The organism is Mesorhizobium sp. M2E.F.Ca.ET.219.01.1.1 (assembly GCF_004016445.2).
Classification (GTDB): Bacteria; Pseudomonadota; Alphaproteobacteria; order Rhizobiales; family Rhizobiaceae; genus Mesorhizobium.
In genome coordinates this window covers 1,443,017-1,464,051 of the sequence record NZ_SADT02000001.1, presented here as the reverse complement: position 1 = coordinate 1,464,051, position 21,035 = coordinate 1,443,017, and the positions used below count along the sequence as shown (strand labels likewise).

General features: G+C 64.4%; 14 protein-coding genes. 9 read left to right on the top strand and 5 right to left on the bottom strand.

The window, feature by feature from the left end; genetic code table 11:
• Window positions 1–52 precede the first annotated feature (52 nt).
• The 4 genes from EN862_RS06860 to EN862_RS06845 form a co-directional block, all read right to left on the bottom strand.
• The gene (locus EN862_RS06860) at window positions 53–1,405 is read right to left on the bottom strand and encodes an FAD-binding oxidoreductase (protein ID WP_127863391.1); all 1,353 of its coding nucleotides are present in this window, start codon (window positions 1,403–1,405) and stop codon (window positions 53–55) included.
• A complete protein-coding gene (locus EN862_RS06855) occupies window positions 1,405–2,838 on the bottom strand; it encodes a UbiA family prenyltransferase (RefSeq protein ID WP_127863390.1) in 1,434 nt (477 codons plus the stop codon). The genes EN862_RS06860 and EN862_RS06855 overlap by 1 nt, the downstream gene beginning before the upstream one ends.
• Window positions 2,839–3,097: 259 nt before the next feature.
• On the bottom strand, window positions 3,098–3,361 hold the full coding sequence (locus EN862_RS06850; protein WP_112127398.1) for a hypothetical protein: 264 nt from the start codon (window positions 3,359–3,361) through the stop codon (window positions 3,098–3,100).
• 310 nt (window positions 3,362–3,671) lie between these two features.
• Window positions 3,672–6,161 carry a mechanosensitive ion channel family protein gene (locus tag EN862_RS06845; RefSeq protein ID WP_127863389.1) on the bottom strand — a complete coding sequence of 830 codons (2,490 nt, stop codon included), beginning with the start codon at window positions 6,159–6,161 and terminating at the stop codon, window positions 3,672–3,674.
• A gap of 193 nt (window positions 6,162–6,354) precedes the next feature.
• On the opposite strand from EN862_RS06845, the gene EN862_RS06840 reads away from it, so the two are divergent.
• From EN862_RS06840 to EN862_RS06820, 5 genes are all read left to right on the top strand, one after another.
• Window positions 6,355–7,614, top strand: coding sequence for a sarcosine oxidase subunit beta (locus tag EN862_RS06840; RefSeq protein ID WP_127863388.1), 1,260 nt, complete (start codon window positions 6,355–6,357; stop codon window positions 7,612–7,614).
• A 14-nt stretch (window positions 7,615–7,628) separates the two neighbouring features.
• Window positions 7,629–7,922: a sarcosine oxidase subunit delta gene (locus EN862_RS06835; RefSeq protein WP_127252801.1), complete on the top strand. Its 294-nt coding sequence runs from the start codon at window positions 7,629–7,631 to the stop codon at window positions 7,920–7,922.
• Window positions 7,919–10,912, top strand: a complete 2,994-nt coding sequence (locus EN862_RS06830; RefSeq protein ID WP_127863387.1) for a sarcosine oxidase subunit alpha — start codon at window positions 7,919–7,921, stop codon at window positions 10,910–10,912. Before EN862_RS06835 ends, EN862_RS06830 begins: the two co-directional genes overlap by 4 nt.
• Before the next feature lie 7 nt (window positions 10,913–10,919).
• Window positions 10,920–11,507: a sarcosine oxidase subunit gamma gene (locus tag EN862_RS06825; RefSeq protein WP_127864007.1), complete on the top strand. Its 588-nt coding sequence runs from the start codon at window positions 10,920–10,922 to the stop codon at window positions 11,505–11,507.
• 204 nt (window positions 11,508–11,711) lie between these two features.
• Window positions 11,712–13,154, top strand: coding sequence for an MFS transporter (locus EN862_RS06820; protein ID WP_127863386.1), 1,443 nt, complete (start codon window positions 11,712–11,714; stop codon window positions 13,152–13,154).
• 25 nt (window positions 13,155–13,179) lie between these two features.
• Here the strand turns inward: EN862_RS06820 and EN862_RS06815 are convergent, their stop codons facing one another.
• Window positions 13,180–13,884: a nitroreductase gene (locus EN862_RS06815; protein WP_127863385.1), complete on the bottom strand. Its 705-nt coding sequence runs from the start codon at window positions 13,882–13,884 to the stop codon at window positions 13,180–13,182.
• 236 nt (window positions 13,885–14,120) lie between these two features.
• Here EN862_RS06815 and EN862_RS06810 point away from each other — a divergent pair, with 236 nt between their 5' ends.
• The 4 genes from EN862_RS06810 to EN862_RS06795 all read left to right on the top strand — a co-directional run bounded on the left by EN862_RS06810 (window position 14,121) and on the right by EN862_RS06795 (window position 20,972).
• Complete coding sequence (locus EN862_RS06810) at window positions 14,121–14,708, top strand: XRE family transcriptional regulator (protein WP_245519511.1); 588 nt, start codon at window positions 14,121–14,123, stop codon at window positions 14,706–14,708.
• Window positions 14,709–14,728: 20 nt separating this feature from the next.
• The gene (locus EN862_RS06805) at window positions 14,729–17,182 is read left to right on the top strand and encodes an FAD-dependent oxidoreductase (protein WP_127863384.1); all 2,454 of its coding nucleotides are present in this window, start codon (window positions 14,729–14,731) and stop codon (window positions 17,180–17,182) included.
• Window positions 17,183–17,346: 164 nt separating this feature from the next.
• Window positions 17,347–18,528, top strand: coding sequence for a pyridoxal phosphate-dependent aminotransferase (locus tag EN862_RS06800; protein WP_127863383.1), 1,182 nt, complete (start codon window positions 17,347–17,349; stop codon window positions 18,526–18,528).
• Window positions 18,525–20,972 (top strand): FAD-dependent oxidoreductase, encoded by a 2,448-nt coding sequence (locus EN862_RS06795; RefSeq protein WP_127863382.1) that lies wholly within the window; start codon window positions 18,525–18,527, stop codon window positions 20,970–20,972. The genes EN862_RS06800 and EN862_RS06795 overlap by 4 nt, the downstream gene beginning before the upstream one ends.
• Window positions 20,973–21,035: the final 63 nt, after the last annotated feature.

Sequence of the window (21,035 nt, the reverse complement as noted above, 5' to 3'; positions counted from 1 at the left end):
TGAGTAAACCATGGTGTAACACTTTATTTACCATGATCTATTCGACTTTTATCTATTCCGCGGCTTCAGCTCTCCCTTCTGTGATCTCCAATCTCATGGCGGTACGCGCCCAGAAGCTCGATATGAAAGCCGGGTCGCGAAGCGCCTCCAGCCGCTGCCATTGCGGGAACGACGCGGCGAATGTCTCGGGCCCCATCCTGGCGTCCTTGTAGGGGTTGACCGCCCCGCCCGCCTCGACCGCAATGCGGTCAAGCTCGGCGAGCAGCCGCAATGTCCTTTCGCCCCGGTTCGGGAAATCGAGCGTCAGCGTGTAGCCGGGCCGCGGGAACGACAGCAGCGCCGGCGAGCGGACATCGCCGAAGCGCTTGAGCACCGTCAGGAACGATCCCTGTCCCGCCCGCCGGGCCGTCTCGAGCAGCGCCGGCACGATGCGGCGCGCGTTGGTTTCCGGCACCACGCTCTGATGCTGGAAAAGCCCGCGCGGTCCGTAGAGCCGGTTCCAGTCGCGGACGCCGTCGAGCGGAAAGAAGAAACCCTGATAGCCCGCTTGGCGTGGGGTCGTGGACTTGCCCTTTTTCCAGCGGTAAGCCGCGTTGAAGACAGTGAGGAAGGGCCGGTTCAGCACATTGAGTGGCGGCTGCACCGGCACGGAAAGCCGGCTGCCGGCATTCGCGGCGGCGTGCGAGCCGTGCTCTGCGTGATTGCCGGTGAACAAAAGCCCTCGCCCGCGCCCGTGGCCGCCGGCAAGCTGGTCGATCCAGGCGACGGCATATTCGTTGGCTTGGTCGGCCGCCTCGGCAAGATCGAAGAATTCGCCGAGATTGCGAAACTGCGTTGCACTTTCCGTGATATCGAGCGACGGCACCCGCATCAGCTTGATCGATGCCGACAGGATAAGCCCCGTCAGCCCCATGCCGCCGATCGTCGCCCCGAACAGGCGGACATTGTCGGTCTGCGAGCAGCGATAGGTTCGGCCGTCGGACCGAAGCAGCGCCAAAGCCTCGACATGGCAGCCGAAGGTGCCGCGCCGGTGATGGTTCTTGCCGTGGACGTCGTTGGCGATCGCACCGCCCAACGTCACGAACTGCGTGCCTGGCACCACGGCCGGAAAGAAGCCGTAAGGTGCGGCATAAGCGATGATGTCGCAAAGCAGCGTGCCGGCATCCGCTTCGAGCACACCGGTCTCTGCGTTGAAGGAACGGATGCGGTTGAGCGGCCGCATGTCGACCACCACGCCGGCATCGTTCTGGCAGCTGTCGCCATAGGAGCGGCCGTTGCCGTAGCCGAGCAGCGATCCCGGCCTTGCCGTGCCGCCTTTCAAAAGCGCGATAGCCTCATCCGCCGCAATCGTGTTGCGCGCAGGCGGCGTCGCCCGTCCAAAGCTGCCGAAGCGCTCTTGGCCCATCACCAGCCTCCCGCGACGAGGAAGACCGCGCCGATGGCGACGACGATCTGGCTGCGCCAGTCGCGGATGATGAAGACGACCGGGTCGTCATGCATCTCGTCGCGCCGGGCGAGGATCCAGACGCGCATCGTGAGATAGAGCACGATCGGCGCCAGCGGCCATATCAGCCAGGGATGCGGGTAAAGCTCGCGCACCGCCGGGCTGTCCATATAGAGCGCCAGGACCAGCGCCGAGGAGAAGGCCGACGCCATGCCGGCCTGGGCGACGATCTCCTGGTCCTCGGTGCGGTAGCCGCGGCCGGCGATGCGCTCGCCCGGCGGAATGGCGGTGGTGCGCAATTCGACGAAGCGCTTCACCAGCGCCAGCGACAGGAAGAAGAAGATCGAGAAGGCGAGCAACCAGAAGGAAACGTCGACGCCGGTGGCGGCCGCGCCCGCCAGCACGCGGATCGTGTAGAGGCCGGCAAGCGTCAGCACGTCGATCAGAAGCATGCGCTTGAACGATAGCGAATAGGCAGTGGTGACGACGAGATAGCCGGCAAGCACGCCGAGGAATTCGATCGGAAGGAAGAGGCCCGCCGCGACGCCGATCGCAAGCAGCGCCACGATCGCGCCCATGCCGAACGGAATGGACAATGCGCCGCTGGCAAACGGCCGGTTGCGCTTGGTCGGATGCTTGCGGTCGAGGGCCAGGTCGAAGAAATCGTTGAGGATGTAGATGGCGGACGCCACGGCGCTGAAGGAGACGAACGCCAGCAGGCATTCCCAGATCATATTGGGATTGAAATATTCGTGCGAGAGCACCATCGGCACGGCGATCAGCGCGTTCTTCAGCCACTGATGCATGCGCAGCATCTTGACGTAGGTTGTGAGCGTCGGCTTCGGCGCCGGCACGGCCTCGGCTTGATGCGCCTCCCGCCAGCGCCGGGCGCTGCGGTCGGGCGCCACCACCAGCGCGTTGCGCGCGGCATCGAACACTTTGAGGTCGTGGCGGCTGTTGCCAGCATAATCGAAGCCGGCATCGCCATAGGCGGCGACCAGAGCGGCGCACTTGCGGCCCGAGGTCATGTTATGCGGGCCGTCGGTCGCCAGCACGCGATCGAAGATGCCGAGATGCGCCGCGATCGCCTCGGCGAATTTGCGCGGCGTTCCCGTCGCCAGCACGATTTTGCGGCCCTCCCGATGCTCGGCGCGCAAACGGTCGATCAATTCCTGGCGGTAAGGCAGCGAGGCCGGGTCGATGTCGACGCGCAGGGATATTTCCTGCTTAAGCCGCGCCGGACCGCCCGTCAGCCAGAGCGGCAGCAGAAGGAAATAGAGCGGATTCTTCTTGAGGAGGATGAACAGGCCTTCCCACAGAAGGTCCGTTGCAACCAACGTACCGTCGAGATCGACCGCGAGCGGAATTGCGTTCCTGTCCGACCTCGCGTCCATTGTCCTGCCCCGATCGAGCGCAGGATCCCGGAACTCCGCTCTCGGAAAGGACCACGCGCCAATTCAACCCACGCCGTGTGCCGGCGTCCTTGGGGGCAGATATAGCCGGGGATGACGCAGCGAACGTTAAAACGTCCGGTTGCAGAGCATGGTCATACCGGTTTTTCGGGCGTCATCGTTAAGCGTCGGCTACCGGAAACGATAAAAGGCCGAACATCGGTCCGGCCTTTGCCAATCTTGTCGCGCCGACCGTGGCGCGTTACTTGATGCGGGCGGTCCCGCCCGAAATTTCGACCGTCTCCGAACCGGTCAGCGCTTCGAGGTCACCATTGGGGAGGGTCACGAAACAGCCGTTCGAGCAGAACTCCACCGTCTCGCCGGCACCGAGCGTCAGCTCGCTCTTGGCGCCGCCTTCAGTCACGACCAGGGTCCGCGTCTGAGCGTCCCTGTTGATCGCGCTGGCGGCGAAAGCCGAACCGCCCAAGGCCAAGAAAGCGATGGCGGCAACGACAGACTTCCACATTGCAATTCCGGTGTTTCACACACCGCCTCTGTTCAAATTTGCAAGGCATTCTCGCCCTTTGCGTCGGAGCTTATATGAGATGTTACATGAACCGCAACTGAATGCCGCATTCATGCCACAATCGGTTTGGGCTGCACAGGCGACACCACAGAAGGTCGGGCCTTGCCGAAAATGGTGGTCTCCGAGAACCGGCCTACGCCGACTGTAGCCTTCATGGGGCGGAAACATTTATGAGGGCTTCGGCCGGCGAAAGCTGGAAGCGCAGGAAGCCGTCATTTGCAGGCCGGCCTCACCTGAATATCAATGCGCCTTAGCCCGGATCTGGCTTGCGGCCCCTCCGCTTCATCTTGGCGAGCCGTTCCCGCTCTGCCGCGGCTTCCTCTTCCAGCCTCTCGCGCTCCGCGAATTCGGCTTCGATCTTGTCGTCGTCGATCGGCCAGGCTTCGTGCTTGTTCGTCTCGACCACGGCGCGCGGCGTCGACGGGATTTCGATCCGCTCGTCCTCGAAGATATCGAAGATGGCGAAACGAATATCGTTCTGCACGACGCTGCTGTTCATGATGTCGGCAATGAAGACGCGAATCTCGAACTCGAGCGCGGCAGCCCCGAAATTGGCGAAGAGGACGAACGGCTCCGGATTCTTCAGCACCATAGGATGGGCGCGGGCAATATCCAGCAGGATGGCATGGACGCGCCTCACGTCGCTGCCATAGGCGACGCCGACCTTGATTTCGACCCGCCCCAACTTGTTGCGATGCGTCCAGTTGCCGACCGCGTTGTTTATGAGGTTCGAATTGGGCAGGATCACCGACTGCCGCTGGAAGGTCTCGATCTCGGTGGCGCGCACGCTGATCTTGCGCACCGTGCCGCTGACATCGCCGGCGACAATCCAGTCGCCGACCTTGAAAGGCCGCTCGGCAAGCAGGATGAGGCCCGAAACGAAATTCGAGACGACATTCTGCAGGCCGAAGCCGATGCCCAGCGAAAGGGCGCCGGCAACCAGCGCCAGGTTGGAAAGATCGATGCCGGCGGCCGAGATGCCGACCAGGCCGGCGATCGCCACGCCGGCATAGCCGACACCGAGCCGGATCGAATTGCGCACGCCGGCATCGACCTTGCCGCGCGCCATCACCGAGCCGTCCAGCCAGCCCTGGAACCAACGCGTCAGGAAATAGCCGATGAAGAAGACGACGATGCCGCTGAGGATACCGAGGAAGGAGATCGTCACCGAGCCGATCGTGATGCCGGTCGCGAGCTTGTAGGCCCAGGCCTCGATGTCGCCCGGCTGAAAACCCCACATCAGAAGGATCAGTGGCAGGAACACCAGCACAATCATCAGGTTGATGGCGATGCTGACCACCAGGCCGAGTTGGTCGAGGGCGGTATCCTCGTAGCTGGACTTTTCCGAAAGCCAGCGCCCGACCGACGTGTCGGCGAAGCCGCCTTCCTCGCCGATCGCGCGCGCCGACAGGAAGCCGATATAGGCCGTCACCAGCGCGGTGCCGGTGACCACGACCTGGAACGAAACGAAAAGCGCCAGGCCGATATAGCCGAGCAGCGCCGCGGCGATGGTGAACAGGCCGAGCCCGATGGCGATGAAGCGAAGCCAAGCCGGCCACGGGCGCCATGAACCGTCGGCCGCCCTGAACGGCCGCAGCAACCCCATCAGGATCAGGATGACGCCGACGATGATGGTGGCGACGAAACTCCTGGCGATCGTCAGCGAAAGCGGCGACCCCATCTTCTCGTTGACTACCGACAGGAAGTAGTTGAGGCCCAATACGATGGCCATTGCCGTTGCCAGACCAACGAGCCAGCGCGCCGGACCGGTCGCAATCGGGATCAGCCGCCAGTTGGGCAGGCGTGGCTCGAGCGCCGCATTGGTCAGCCGGTTGACGCAGAACACCGTGCCGATCACGGCCAGCAAGGCGTTGAGGAACGTGCCGATATCGCCACGCAACACGGTGTAGTAGTTGAAGAAGAACACGGCCGAAGCGAAAAAGGCGCCAAGCGCCGCGGTCGGCAGCAATGTCGACCAGAAGGCGACGGAAAGCCGGCTGAGATAGGATGGCTCTTCAACGGTTGGATCGGGCTCGAAGATGCGGCCGAACAGGCGCCTGCCGCCGATGAAAAGCACCGCTGCCAGCGCCAGCGCCATGAAGGTCGCGGCAAGAATTGCCTGGAACTTGAACTTGAGCGCGAAGCTCAGCCACGACGACACCGCCTTGTAGAGACCCGTGAACTGGTCATGCGCGTCGGAAAAAGCCTGCGGGCTCAGCGCGTCGGTCAGGTCGTAGTGCTTGGTGATGACGTTGCGGAAAAGCTCGCTGCGCATCACCGCGATCTTGTCGAGCAGCCCGTTGACGCGGATCGACAGGTTTTGCGCGCTCGCGACGACCGCGTTGATCTCGGCCTTCTCCGAGGCAAGCGCGCCGCGCTCGTTGCTGACGATCGCCGGCTCGGGTGGCTGCCCCTGCGCCGGCGGCGGTCCAAGCACTTGGACGCGGGCGTTGATGTCGTTGAGGCGCTGGCGGAATGCCAGCGCGCTGGTCAGCGCCGCCCGCGAAATATCCTCGAGCTGCAGGCGGATATCGACAAGCCCCGCATCGTCCTCGTCGGGGTCGCTGAGTTTTTTCTCCAGGCCGTCGGTCTTGGTCGTCAGGTCCTGGATGACCTTGGTCTGGTCGGCAATGAGCTGCGACGAGCCGTGACCGATCGCCTGCGCCGACGCCTCGAACGCCGGCTGACCGAAGACAGCGACGATGACGACCAAGATCAGGCGTAGCAGTCGGAAAAACATGGCGTTGTGGCGACTCGCGGCCGAAAAATCCTCGAAATTTCCGCCCTTGATAAAGACCGGCCTATCGGGCGGCAAGCCGTCCCGGTCGTGTCGGGCGGAGTCGGCCTGTCGAAAAGCGATGGCGCAATCTTGGCTTTGCGCTTCCCGCCTGCTCTATAGTCTGCCGCCTCGCATCATAAGGACGATAGGAAGAATGGCGGAATATTCAGCCTTTTCGCTGCTCAAGAATGCGCTGGCCGGCAACAAGGATTGGAAGCCCGCCTGGCGCAAGCCTGACCCCAAGGCTTCCTACGATGTGATCGTCATCGGCGGTGGCGGCCACGGCCTCTCAACCGCCTATTACCTTGCCAAGGAACACGGCATTACCAATGTCGCGGTGCTGGAAAAAGGCTGGCTTGGCTCCGGCAATGTCGGCCGCAACACCACCGCCGTGCGCTCCAACTATCTCTTGCCGCAGAACACCCGCTTCTACGAACATTCGATGAAGCTGTGGGAGAACCTTTCGCACGACCTCAACTACAATGTCATGTTCTCGCAGCGCGGCTGCCTGAATCTTGCGCATACGCCTGCCCATCTCGACGATTATGCGAGGCGCGGCAACGCCATGCGCCATCTCGGCGTCGACGCCGAATTGATGAGCGTCGACCAGATCAAGCGGCTCGTGCCGGCGCTGGACGTCTCGGGTTCGGCGCGCTTCCCGGTGCTTGGCGGGCTGATGCAGCCGCGGGCCGGCACGGCCCGGCACGACGCGGTCGCCTGGGGCTATGCGCGCGGTGCCGACCGGCGCGGCGTCGACATCATCGAGAATTGCGAGGTTACCGGCTTCCTGCGCGACGGCGACCGCATCACCGGCGTTTCGACGACGCGCGGCGAGATCCGCGCCAAGAAGGTCGCGCTTGCTGTTGCCGGCAGCACCGGCCACGTCATGCAACTTGCCGGCATTTCGCACATGCCGATCGAAAGCCATGTGCTGCAGGCCTTCGTCTCGGAATCGCTGAAGCCGGTCATCGATACCGTTCTCACCTTCGGCATGGGTCATTTCTACATTTCGCAATCCGACAAGGGCGGCCTCGTCTATGGCGGCGACCTCGACGGCTACAACAGCTACGCCCAGCGCGGCAGCCTGCCGATCGTCGATGAGGTGATGAGCGAGATGCTGGCGCTGTTCCCGGGTCTCGCCCGGGTGCGCATGCTGCGCTCCTGGGGCGGGCTGTGCGACATGACGATGGACGGCTCGCCGATCATCACCACCGGCCCGCTGCCGGGCATGTATCTCAATGCCGGCTGGTGCTACGGCGGCTTCAAGGCGACGCCCGCCTCGGGCTGGTGCTTTGCCTACACCATCGCCAAGGACGAGCCTCACGAGTTCAACGCGCCCTTCACGCTCGACCGCTTCTACCGTGGCCTGATCATCGATGACAAAGGCCAGGGCGCGACGCCCCGGTTGCACTAGGGTTTGGATTGAAAATGCTGATTACATGTCCCTATTGCGGCCCGCGCGACGTTATCGAGTTCACCTACCAGGGCGATGGCAACCGCGAGCGGCCGCAGCCCGCCTCGCAAGATCTCGACGCCTGGAACGCCTATGTCTACGACCGGCTGAATCCGGCCGGCGACCACAACGAGATCTGGCAGCATTCCGGCGGTTGCCGTGCGCATCTGAGGGTCGTGCGCAACACCATCACGCATGAGATCCTGAGCACGGCCTTCGCCCGTGGCGGCCACAAATCTGCCGACAACAGGGCGGAGGGCCGCTCGTGAGTCCGCGCCGCACAGAGACCGGCGGCCGCATCGACCGGCTTCGCACCATCCGCTTCACCTTCGACGGCGCGGCTTACACCGGCCATGCCGGCGACACGCTGGCCTCGGCGCTGCTGGCCAGCGGCGTGACGCTGTTCGGCCGCTCGTTCAAATACCATCGCCCGCGCGGCCTGCTTTCCGCCGGCGTCGAGGAGCCCAACGCGCTGGTGACGGTGCTGCGCGGCGAAGTTCGCGAGCCCAACATCCCGGCCACCATGGTCGAGATCTATGACGGGCTCGTCGCCGTCAGCCAGAACCGCACGCCTTCGCTCGCCTGGGACATCGGCGCTATCAACCAGCTCGGCGGCAAGATCCTGTCCGCCGGCTTCTACTACAAGACCTTCATGGGGCCGGTGATCGGTCCGCTGAAAGGCACGCGCTTCTGGATGTTCTGCGAGCATTTCATCCGCCGCGCCGCCGGTCTCGGCAAGGCCGGCACTGCCCCCGACCCGGCGCGCTACGGGCGCATGAACGCGTTTTGCGACGTGCTGGTCGTCGGCTCCGGTCCGGCCGGCCTGATGGCTGCGAAGGCCGCCGCCGACCAGGGCGCCCGCGTCATCCTCGCCGATCTCGAAGCCAATCTGGGCGGCTCCGCCAACTGGTCGGGCGAAACCATCGACGGCATGCCCGCCGCCGACTGGGCCCAGCGTATGGCGGCGCAGCTCGCAGGCAACGACAATGTGCGGCTTTTGCCGCGCACGACGGTGTGGGGCTATTACGACGGCAACACGCTGGCCGCGCTTGAACGGGTGACCGACCACAAGGAAGTGGCCGCCACGGGCGAGCCGCGCCAGCGCTATTGGGCGATCCGCGCAGGCACGGTGGTTCTCGCCACCGGCTCCTTCGAGCGGCCGCTGGTATTCCCCGGCAACGATCGTCCCGGCGTCATGCTGGCCCATGCGGCGGAACGCTACGCCAATGAGTATGGTGTGCTGCCTGGACAGCGCATCGCCCTCTTCACCAACAATGACAGCGCCTACCGCTCGGCCGTCGCCCTGAAGAAGGCCGGCGCCGCGGTGGTCGCCATCATCGATGTCCGCGGCGACATCTCGAACGAGATGCGCCGGCTGACAAGCGACGCGGGAGCCGAGCTGCTCGCCGGTCATGCCGTGGTCGCGACCGAAGGCGGCAAGGCGCTCACCGGCCTCAAGGTGCAGCGCTTCGACGCCATGAGCGGCTCGCTCAGCGGCGACGAACGCAGCATCCATGCCGACAACCTTCTGATGTCGGGCGGCTGGTCGCCGACCATCCATCTGGCCAGCCAGGCCGGCGCGAAGGCCGAATGGGACCCGGCGAGACAAGCCTTCCTGCCGCCGAAGCCGACGCAACGCTGGATTGGAGCCGGCGCCTTCACCGGCAGTTTTTCGACTGCCGAGGCGATCGCCGAAGGCCGCGCTGCCGGTCTGCAGGCGGCTGGCGGTGCGGTTTCGTCCGGTCCTCTGCCCGTCGTCGAGGCGGCTCCGGGCGATCCCAATCCCGCGCCGGTCTTCGAGATCAAGGCTAAGGGCAAGAGCTTCGTCGACTTCCAGCACGACGTGACCGCCGAGGATGTCCGGCTTGCGCATCGCGAAGGCTTCGTCTCGGTCGAGCATCTGAAGCGTTACACCACGCTCGGCATGGCGACCGACCAGGGCAAGAACTCCAACGTGCCGGGCCTCGCCATCATGGCCGAGGCGCTCGGCAAGCCAATTCCCGAAGTCGGCACGACGCGCTTCCGCCCGCCCTACACGGCAGTGTCGATCGGCTCGCTGGCGGCCGAGCGCTTCGGCGATCTCAAGCCCGAGCGGCTGACCCCGATGCATGACTGGCACATCGCGAACGGCGCAAGGATGTATTCGGCAGGCCTCTGGTACCGGCCGATGATCTACGGCCTCCCCGGCGAGACGGTCGAGCAGGCCTATGTCCGCGAAGCCAGGGCAACGCGCGAGAGCGCCGGCATCGTCGACGTCTCGACGCTGGGCAAGATCGCGGTGCAGGGACCGGACGCGGCCGAGTTCCTCGACCGCGTCTACACCAACATGTTCTCCACGCTTGCGGTCGGCAAGGCCCGTTACGGCCTGATGCTGCGCGAGGACGGGCTTGCCTTCGACGACGGCACGACCTGGCGGCTCGGCGAGCAGGATTTCCTGATGACCACCACCACCGCCAATGCCGGCAAGGTGATGCAGCATCTGGAATATTTCCTCGACGTCATCTGGCCGGAGCTGAAGGTCACCGTCACCTCGGTCACCGACGAATGGGCGGGCGCCGCGATCGGCGGGCCGAAGGCCCGGGCCATCCTTGCATCCTGCGTCACCGGCACCGCCGTCGACAACGCCACCTTGCCCTTCATGGGCATCGTCCACGGCCGGATCGCCGGCGTGCCGGTGATGATCTGCCGCCTCTCCTTCTCCGGCGAGATGGCGTTCGAGGTCTATTCCGGTGCCGGCTACGGCACCCGCGTCTGGGAAGCCTTGATCGAGGCCGGCAAGCCGTTCGGCCTTGTTACCTACGGCCTCGAGGCGCTGGGCACGATGCGCATCGAGAAGGGCCATGTCACCGGCGCCGAGATCGACGGCCGAACCACGGCGCGCGACCTCCATCTCGACTGGATGCTGTCGAAGAAGAAGCCCTTCATCGGTTCGGCGATGATGGACCGCGAAGGCCTGATCGCGTCCGACCGGTTGCAACTCGTCGGTGTGGTCGCGCTCGACAACCGGCCGCTCAACGGCGGCGGACATATCGTCGAGGAACTGGACGAGGCCAATCCGCACGACTCGCTCGGACACATCACCGCCTGCTGCTATTCGCCGGCGCTGGGCAAATATATTGCCCTGGCCCTGGTCAAGGGCGGCAAGGCGCGCCATGGAACCCGGGCCTTCGTCTCGGATCCGCTGCGCAACCGGTTCGGGCCGGTCGAGATCGTCTCCAATCATTTCTACGACCCGGACGGGAGCCGCATGCATGGCTGAGCCGCATTTGCCCGAACGCCAGTCCCCACTGGAGCCGGAATACCACCCGGGCTCGCATGGCAATTTCGAACATGGCGTCGATGTCATCCTGTCCGAGACGCGGCCGGGCTCGATCCTGCAGCTTGCCGCCTGGCCGGGCGAAGAGAAGCGACTGATCGAGGTTATTCGCAAGGTCACCGGTCTCGCGCTGCCCGACGGCGCCGGCGGCGGCGTGAACAGCGGCGCCCGCGCCGTCTTCGGCTTCGCGCCGGGGAAGTTCACTGTGGTGGATGAGGCTGAGGGCCTTGCTCAAGCCTTTGCCGGGTCGATCACGCCGGCCATCGGCACTCTCACCGACCTGTCGCATGGCCGTACCGCGATCCGCATCGCCGGCCCGAAGGCCGAATGGGTGATGGCGAAGTTCTTCGCCATCGACTTCGCCTTGCCGGCTTTCCCGCTCGGCGCCGGCCGCTCGACCAATCATCACGACATCTTCGCCCAGATCCAGCGCAGTGGCGCCGACCAGTTCGACATCTACGTCTTCCGCTCCTTCGCGCGCTCCTTCTGGAAGGCCTTATGCCACGCCAGCGAGGAAGTCGGTTACGAGGTGCAGTAGAGCACTTAAGGTGTGTTGAGATTCAGGTCAGGCCAAGGCCGGCTCACCTGAAAATCAACGCACCTTTGGTCCAGCCGCTATCTGGCACTATGGACGGCTACAACTGCTGCTTGAGGCTTGGGCCAGCAGGCGCGATAGGTAAGGAATCACGGGCGTTTGCCAGGCAAACGTCCGCTCAGTCAACCAATTCGACCATACCCTTCCATGACTGTTGAGACTTCGGCGACGGCCACGACCCGCTTTGCTCCGGCGGAGGGTCCGTCGATGCTGTTGCCGGCAACCGTCGCTTGCGGCGTGTTCATGACCAGCCTGGACCAGAACGTCGTGGTCACCGCGCTGCCCGGCATCGGCGAGAGCCTCGATCGTCCGCCAAGCCAGCTTGGGCTGCTGATCACCGTTTATCTCGCCAGCCTCATCGTCACCATGCCGCTCGGCGGCTGGCTGGCCGACCGCTTCGGACTGCGCAACGTCTATTGCTTCGCCCTGCTCGTCTTCGCCAGCGCCTCGGCCTTGTGCGGCCTTTCGGAAAACATCTGGATGCTGGTCGGCTCGCGCGCCTTGCAGGGCTGCGGCGGCGCGCTGATGGGCACGCTCGGCCAGGTCGTGATCCTGTCGAGCTTCCCGCGCGACCGCACGCTCAAGATCAACATGTATATTTCGCTGGCCGGCCAGTCCGGGCCGCTGGTCGGGCCGCTCGTCGGCGGCGCGCTGACCACTTACGTCTCGTGGCGCTGGATCTTCTATATCAACATCCCGATCGCGCTGACCGCGGCGCTGCTCGCCGCCTCGCTGTTTCCGACGACCACCAAGCCGGTGCGCACGCCGTTCGATTTTCCGGGCTTCCTGCTCGTCGGCAGCGGCATGGGGCTGCTGGTCTTCGGCATGGATTCGCTTGCGGCCAAGGATGCCGCGGGCAGCCTGATCGGCATCGAGCTTGGCCTGGCGATCGTCATCCTGGCGGTTGCCGCTTTCTACTGCCTGCGCGCCCGCAACCCGCTGCTCGACCTCAACCTGCTGCGCATCCGCACCTTTCGCATCTCCTTCCTCACCGGCGGCAGCCTCGACACGATCGGCCTCAGCTCCGTGGTCTTCCTGCTGCCGCTGATGTTCCAGCTCGGCTTCGGCATGAGCGCCGTGGAGGCCGGATCGCTGACCTTCGTCGCCGCGATCGGGTCCTTGATCATGCGCTTCTTCATGCCGCGGCTTTTGAACCGCTTCGGTTTCAGGCGCGTGCTGGTCACCAACACGCCGATCGTGGCTTCTCTGGTCGCCGGCTTTGCCCTGATGCAGGCGAGCACACCGGCCTGGATCGTTCTGGCCTACATCTTCACTTTCGGCGTCTTCCGCTCGGTGCAATGGGCCTCGACCGGCAATCTTTCCTATTCGGACATCGCGCCGGAGCAGCTCGCTCGCTTCAGCGCGCTCTATTACATCCTGTGGCAGCTTGCGGTGGCGATCAGCGTCGGCCTCGCGGCGGCGCTACTGTCGCTGCTTGCCGGCGGCGGCAAGGCCAGCGTCGACGACTATCGCATCCTGTTCGTCGTCGAAGGGCTGATCACGCTTTGCGCGCTGTCGGCTTACCTGCGGCTGACGCCGCGCGACGGCGCGCATGTCAGCGGCCACGGCGCGCATATGAGCACCGATTAGCTGGCCGAGAGATTCGGCGAGCGGGTTACTCCGAGAAAGTCACCCAGTCCTCGAGCGGCGCGCGGTCGGTGCGGAACTCATTTTCGGGCTTGGACGTGTCCTCGTAGCCGAGCGCCATGCCGCAGACGACGATCTCTTCGTCGGGAATGTTGAGCACCGGCCGGATCTGCCGATGGTAGGGCGCGAAGGCCGCCTGCGGGCAGGTGTGCAGCCCCCGGCCCCGTGCAGCGACCATGATGTTCTGCAGGAACATGCCGTAGTCGATCCACGAGCCCTGGTTCAGCCGCCGGTCGATCGTGAAGATCATGCCGACCGGCGCATCGAAGAAGATGAAATTGCGGTCGTGCTGCGCGCGCATCTTGTCGACCTCGCGCCGGCCGATGCCCAGCGCGCCGTAAAGCCCGAAGCCATTGGCGCGCCGGCGCGTCAGATATGGCTCGAAGAACTGGTCGGGATAATAGCGATACTCGTCCCACTCCGCCTTTTCGGCGCGAATGCCGGAATTGAGGATCGCATCGCTGATGCGCTGCTTGACCTCGCCCTTGGTCACATAGACGCGCCAGGGCTGCATGTTGGTGCCGGACGGCGCGCGCGCGGCCACCGCCAGGATCGCGCGGATCGTATCGTCATCGACCATATCGGGCAGGAAAGCGCGCACCGACCGGCGCGAGGTGATCGCCTCATCGACGATCTCCGCATCCGACGCGATCCGGATGTTCTTCTCAAGCATGGGTCGTCCCTTTCGGCATGGCCAGAAACCCACAACCCGGTTTCCTTGACGACCATCCGCAGACTATAAACTAAACTTGGTCTCCGACCGGGCGCCCCACTCGCCGCTCGTGCGCGAGCCTTTGCATCAACCGCCGAAAACGCGCAAGCAAATCTTGTGGCCTATGAAAATCTCCTTGATTTTTTCATGGTTTTACCCTCTCATGAAATTTTTCCGGATTTTTTCATGAGAGGCCTTTGAGCTCGACCACCGCCAGATCGGAGCAGGACAATGGCGACCGGCTGCTGGCCGGCGACATCCGCGCGCTGCGCAAGGCGCGCGGCCTCACGCTCAGCGAAATTGCGCTCAAGTTGGGCCGTTCGGTCGGCTGGGTCAGCCAGGTCGAACGCGGCCTCTCGGTGCCTTCGGTCGGCGATTTGCGCGCCTTCGCCGACCTCTTCGATGTACCGATCAGCCTGTTCTTCAGTCATGACGTGCCGGCCGAGGAAGAGCGTGGCGTGATCGTGCGCGCCGGCCGCCGCCGCGTCCTTGGCACAAGCGAATCGGGTCTGGTGGAAGAGCTTCTGTCGCCCGATCTCGGCGGTAGTTTCGAGGTGGTGCGCTCAGTCTTCGCGCCCGGCGCCGAGATGAAGACGGCGGCGCTTCGGCCGACCGAGGAGGCCGGATACATCGTCTCCGGACTGTTCGATATCGAGATCGCCGGCGTCTGGCATCGGCTTGGCGAAGGCGACTCGTTCCGCTTCGAGGGCAAGCCCTATCGCTGGCGCAATCCGGGCACCGAGCCGGCGGTCGTCATCTGGGTGGTTTCACCGCCGGTATATTGATTGAATTGGAGGAGAGAAACATGGCGGGTTTGCCGACCACGGCACGCGTGGTGATCATCGGAGGTGGCGTCGTCGGCTGCTCATCGCTCTATCACCTCTGCAAGGCGGGCTGGACCGACTGCGTGCTTCTGGAAAAGAACGAGCTGACCTCAGGCTCGACCTGGCATGCCGCCGGCAATGTGCCGACCTTCTCGTCGTCATGGTCGCTGATGAACATGCAGCGCTATTCCACCGAGCTTTACCGGGGTCTTGCCGAAGCGGTCGACTATCCGATGAACTACCATGTCACCGGCTCGCTCCGGCTCGCCCATACGAAGGAGCGCATGCAGGAATTTCAGCGCGCCAAGGGCATGGGCCGCTACCAGGGCATGGATATCGACGTCGTCGGCCTCGACGAGATCAAGCGCCGTTACCCTTTCATCGAGACGCATGAATTGAAGGGCGCGCTCTACGATCCGAGCGACGGCGACATCGACCCGGCGCAGCTGACACAGGCTTTAGCCAAGGGCGCGCGCGACATGGGCGCAAAGATCATCCGCTTCTGCCCGGTCGGCGGCGTGCGTCGCGAGAACGGCGAATGGGTGGTCGAAACACCGCAAGGCGAGATTCGCTGCGAGATCGTCATCAACGCCGCCGGCTACCGCGCCGCCGAGGTTGGAAAAATGTTCGGCCGCGCCGTGCCGATGATGGTGATGAGCCATCAGTACATTTTGTTCGAGGAGATCCCCGAGCTCGCCGCCTGGACGAAGGAGCAGGGCCATAAGCTGCCGCTGCTGCGCGACGTCGATACCTCCTACTACCTGCGCCAGGAAAAGAGCGGCATGAATCTCGGCCCCTATGAGCGCAATTGCCGCGCGCATTGGGCAACGCATAACGATCCGATGCCGGAGGATTTCTCCTTCCAGCTTTTCCCCGACGATCTCGACCGCCTCGAGCACTATCTCGCGGACGCCGTCGCCCGCGTGCCGATCCTCGGCACCGCCGGCCTGTCCAAGGTGATCAACGGGCCGATCCCTTACGCGCCGGACGGCAACCCGCTGATCGGGCCGATGCCCGGCGTGCCGAATGCCTTCGAGGCCTGCGTCTTCACCTTCGGCATCGCGCAAGGCGGCGGCGCCGGCAAGGTGCTGGCCGAATGGGTCACCGAGGGCCAGACCGAATGGGACATGTGGTCCTGCGATCCGCGCCGTTTCACCAGCTTCGCCTCGGCGCCTGACTATTGCGTCGCCAAGGGCATGGAGATCTACGGCAACGAATACGCCATCCAGTTCCCGCGCCATGCCTGGCCGGAGGGGCGCAATCGCAAGCTGTCGCCGCTGCATGAGCGCATCAAGGCGCTGGGCGGCCAGTTCGACGCCTATAATGGCTGGGAACGCGCCACCTGGTATGCGAGGCCGGGCGACGATACCTCCGAAGAAGCGACGCTCACTTTCCGACGCGAAGGGCCGTGGCACCGGGCCGTGCGGGAGGAATGCCTCGCCGTGCGCGATGCCGCCGGCATCCTTGATCTACCCGGCTTCTCACGCTTCAACCTCGAAGGTCCGGGCGCCGCCGACTGGCTGTCGCTGCAGGTCACCGGCCTTGTGCCGAAGCCTGGCCGCATCGGCCTCGTCTATTTCTCCGACGACAAGGGCCGCATCGTCACCGAAATGTCGGTCGTGCGTCACGGCGAGGACCAGATGACACTGATCACCGCCGCTGTGGCGCAATGGCATGACTTTGAATGGCTGAAGTCGCGCATGCCCGCAGACGCTGCCTTCACGCTGACCGACCGGACCGAGGAATACTCGACGCAAATCCTCGCCGGCCCGAACTCGCGAAAAATCCTGGCGGAGGTCTGCGACGCCGACTTGACCCTGCCCTGGCTGACGCATCAGGAAACGACCATCGCAGGACGCTGGGCAAAGCTGGTGCGCGTCTCCTTCGCCGGCGAGCTCGGCTGGGAAATCCACACCAAGGTTGCCGACACGACGGCCGTTTTCGACGCCGTCTGGGCCGCCGGCCAGAAGCACGGCCTGAAACCCTTCGGCATGTATTCGCTGGATTCGCTGCGGCTCGAAAAAGGCTACCGCGCCTGGAAGGGCGATCTGTCGACCGACTATTCGATCCTGCAGGGCGGACTCGAGCGCTTTGTCAAATGGGATAAGCCCGAGTTCCGCGGCAAGGCGGCCTTGCTCAATGAGAAGCAGCAAGGCGTGAAGAAGCGCTTCGTCACGCTGGTCGTCGAGAACCCCGGCGACTGCGACGCACCCTATATGTCGACGCTCTGGCATGACGGCAGGATCGTCGGCGAGACGACATCCGGCGGCTGGGGCCACCGTGTCGGCAAGTCGATCGCGCTAGGCATGCTGCGAGCCGATCTCACGGAGCCGGGCACGGCGGTCGAGGTCGAGATTTTTGGCGATCGCTTCAAGGCGGTCGTGCAGAAGGACGAGCCGCTCTGGGATCCGAAGAATGAGAGGCTGAGAGCTTAGAACCTTTCCCGGCCATGGCGGTCCATTCTGGCGGAGGAATTTTGTGACAAGATCAAGCGAAGAACCGCAGGGCGTACCGGCGGTACGCACAAGGGGCTTTGCGCCGGAATTGGCGCAAAATAGCCCGTCGGAATGCGGCCGATATGGTCGGGAAAGGTTCTAGAATGCCAAGACCATCGAAGCGCATTACCGGCATCGTGCCTTCCGGCAAGGACGGCTGGGAGGTCCATTCTGCCGCCTGGGCCCGTCAGCAGGCCGGTGAGGACATCATCATGCTGTCGGTCGGCGACCACGACTTCGACGCGCCTTCGGAAACGATCGAAGCCTGTGTCAACGCCGTGCGCGGCAGCAACCATCATTATACGCCGCTGCCCGGCCTGCCGCGCCTGCGCAAGGCAATGGCGGCGGCGTCCACCGCTTGCACCGGCATCGAGACGGAACCTGACGAGATCATCGCCACGCAAGGCGGCCAGGCAGCGCTTTACGCCGCCGTGCAGACCGTGCTCGACCCCGGCGACCACGCCATCGTCGTTGCACCCTATTACGCCACCTATCCCAACACCTTCAGCGCCGCCGGCGCGACTTTCACTGTGGTCGAGACGCCGGCCGAGGACGGGTTCCAGCCCCGCGCGGACATGATCCGCGCCGCGCTGAAGCCCAACACCCGCGCTATCCTGATCAACACGCCGAACAACCCGACCGGCGCCGTCTATTCCCGCGAACGGCTCGAAGAACTGGCCGCCATCTGCAGGGAGCAGGATCTGTGGCTGCTCTCCGACGAGGTCTACTGGACGCTCGGCGGCGGCGAGCACATCTCGCCGCGCTCGCTGCCCGGCATGGCCGAGCGCACGCTGGTCATCAACTCGATGTCGAAAAGCCATGGCATGACCGGATGGCGCATGGGCTGGCTGACCGGCCCGACAGAGATGATCCGGCTGCTCACCGACCTCAACCTAGTCACGACCTACGGCCTGCCGGCCTTCATCTCGATCGCCTGCGCCGAAGCGCTCGAGAACCACTATGGCGTGAAAGAGATCGCCGAGCGCTACGCGGCGCGCCGCGCCCTGATGCTGGAGGCCGTGCGCGGCATGAACGACGTCACCGTGCACGGTTCGGAAGGCGGCATGTATGTTATGCTCGACATTTCGTCCATCGAACCTGACGACGAGAAATTCGCCTGGGGCCTGCTCGACAAGGAGAAGGTCGGCGTCATGCCGGGATCGAGTTTCGGCGAAGCCGCCGCCGGCCACATCCGCATCAGCCTCTGCCAGCCCGAGCCTATCCTAAAGGAAGCCGCACTTCGCTTGCGCCGCTTCGCCTCCAACTACCGCCGCGAGGCCGCATGACCAAGACTGTTCCCACAAAAGCCCGCGCCGTCATCATCGGCGGCGGTGTCTCCGGCTGCTCGGTCGCCTATCACCTGGCCAAGCTTGGCTGGACCGACATCGTGCTCTTGGAGCGCAAGCAGCTCACCTCCGGCACCACCTGGCATGCGGCCGGCCTGATCGGCCAATTGCGCGCCTCGCAGAACATGACGCGGCTGGCGAAATATTCGGCCGACCTCTACGTCAAGCTCGAGGCCGAGACCGATGTCGGCACCGGCATGCGCCAGGTCGGTTCGATCACCGTGGCGCTGACAGAAGAACGCAAGCACGAGATCTACCGGCAGGCCTCGCTGGCCCGCGCCTTCGACGTCGACGTGCGTGAGATTTCGCCGCGCGAGGTCAAAGAGATGTACCCGCATCTCAATGTCTCGGATGTGGTGGGCGCCGTGCACCTGCCGCTCGACGGCCAGTGCGACCCGGCCAACATCGCCATGGCGCTGGCCAAGGGCGCGCGCCAGCGTGGCGCGACCATCATCGAGAACGTCAAGGTCACCAAGGTTCATACGAAGAATGGCCGCGTCTCCGGCGTCTCCTGGGCGCAGGGCGAGGATCGGGGTACGATCGAGACCGATATCGTCGTCAACTGCGCCGGCATGTGGGCGCGCGAGCTTGGCCGGCAGAACGGCGTCACCATTCCCCTGCATGCCTGCGAGCATTTCTATCTCGTCACCGAGCCGATCCCCGGCCTCTCCCGCCTGCCGGTGCTGCGCGTCCCGGACGAATGTGCCTACTACAAGGAGGACGCCGGCAAGATGATGTTGGGCGCCTTCGAGCCGGTCGCAAAACCCTGGGGCATGGACGGCATCCGCGAGGATTTCTGTTTCGACCAGTTGCCCGAGGACATGGATCATTTCGAGCCGATCCTCGAAATGGGCGTCAACCGCATGCCGATGCTGGGCACCGCCGGCATCCATACCTTCTTCAACGGCCCCGAAAGCTTTACTCCCGACGACCGCTACTATCTCGGCGAGGCGCCGGAACTCGCCGGCTACTGGATGGCGACCGGCTACAATTCGATCGGCATCGTCTCGTCCGGCGGCGCCGGCATGGCGCTGGCGCAATGGATCAATGACGGAGAGGCGCCCTTCGACCTCTGGGAAGTCGACATCCGCCGCGCCCAGCCTTTCCAGAAGAACCGCCGCTACCTCAAGGAGCGCGTCTCGGAAACGCTCGGCCTGCTCTATGCCGACCATTTCCCCTACCGCCAGATGGCGACTTCGCGCGGCGTGCGCCGCTCGCCTCTGCACGAGCATCTCAAGGCACGCGGCGCCGTCTTCGGCGAAGTCGCCGGCTGGGAGCGCGCCAACTGGTTCGCCCGCGAAGGCCAGGAGCGCGAGTATCGCTATTCCTGGAAGCGGCAGAACTGGTTCGACAACCAGCGCGACGAGCATCTCGCGGTGCGCAACGGCGTCGGCCTGTTCGACATGACCTCCTTCGGCAAGATTCGCGTCGAGGGCCGCGATGCCTGCGCCTTCCTGCAGCGGCTCTGCGCCAACGACATGGACGTTGCGCCCGGCAAGATCGTCTACACCCAGATGCTCAACCAGCGCGGCGGCATCGAGAGCGACCTCACCGTGACGCGGCTGTCGGAGACGGCTTATTTCCTAGTCGTGCCCGGCGCCACGCTGCAACGCGATCTCGCCTGGCTGAGAAAGCATGTCGCCGACGAGTTCGTCGTCATCACCGACGTGACCGCGGCCGAAGCCGTCATCTGCCTGATGGGACCGGAAGCGCGAAAACTGATTCAGAAGGTCAGCCCGAACGATTTTTCCAACGAGGCCAATCCGTTCGGCACGTTTCAGGAGATCGAGATCGGCATGGGACTGGCCCGCGCCCATCGCGTCACCTATGTCGGCGAGCTTGGCTGGGAACTCTATGTCTCGACCGAGCAGGCGGCCCATGTCTTCGAAGCGATCATGGAAGCCGGCGCCGATGTCGGCCTGAAGCTCTGCGGCCTGCATACGCTGGATTCCTGCCGCATCGAAAAGGCTTTCCGCCATTTCGGCCACGACATCACCGACGAGGACAATGTGCTGGAGGCCGGCCTGGGCTTCGCGGTGAAAACGAGCAAGTCCGGTTTCATCGGACGGGACGCGGTGCTCAGGAAAAAGGAAGCCGGCCTGTCGCGCCGGCTGGTGCAGTTCCGCCTGAAGGACCCTCAGCCGCTACTCTTCCACAACGAGGCGATCCTGCGCGACGGCCGGATTGTCGGCCCGATCACATCAGGCAATTACGGCCACCACCTCGGTGGCGCGATCGGGCTTGGCTATGTGCCCTGCCAGGGCGAAAGCGAGGCGGACGTAGTGGGTTCTTCCTACGAGGTGGAGATCGCCGGCGAGCGGTTCGCGGCGGAGGCTTCGCTGAAGCCGATGTACGATCCGAAGGCGGAGAGGGTCAGGATGTGATCTCTTCCTTCTCCCCGTTCCACGGGAGAAGGTGCCCGAAGGGCGGATGAGGGGCAGCGCCAG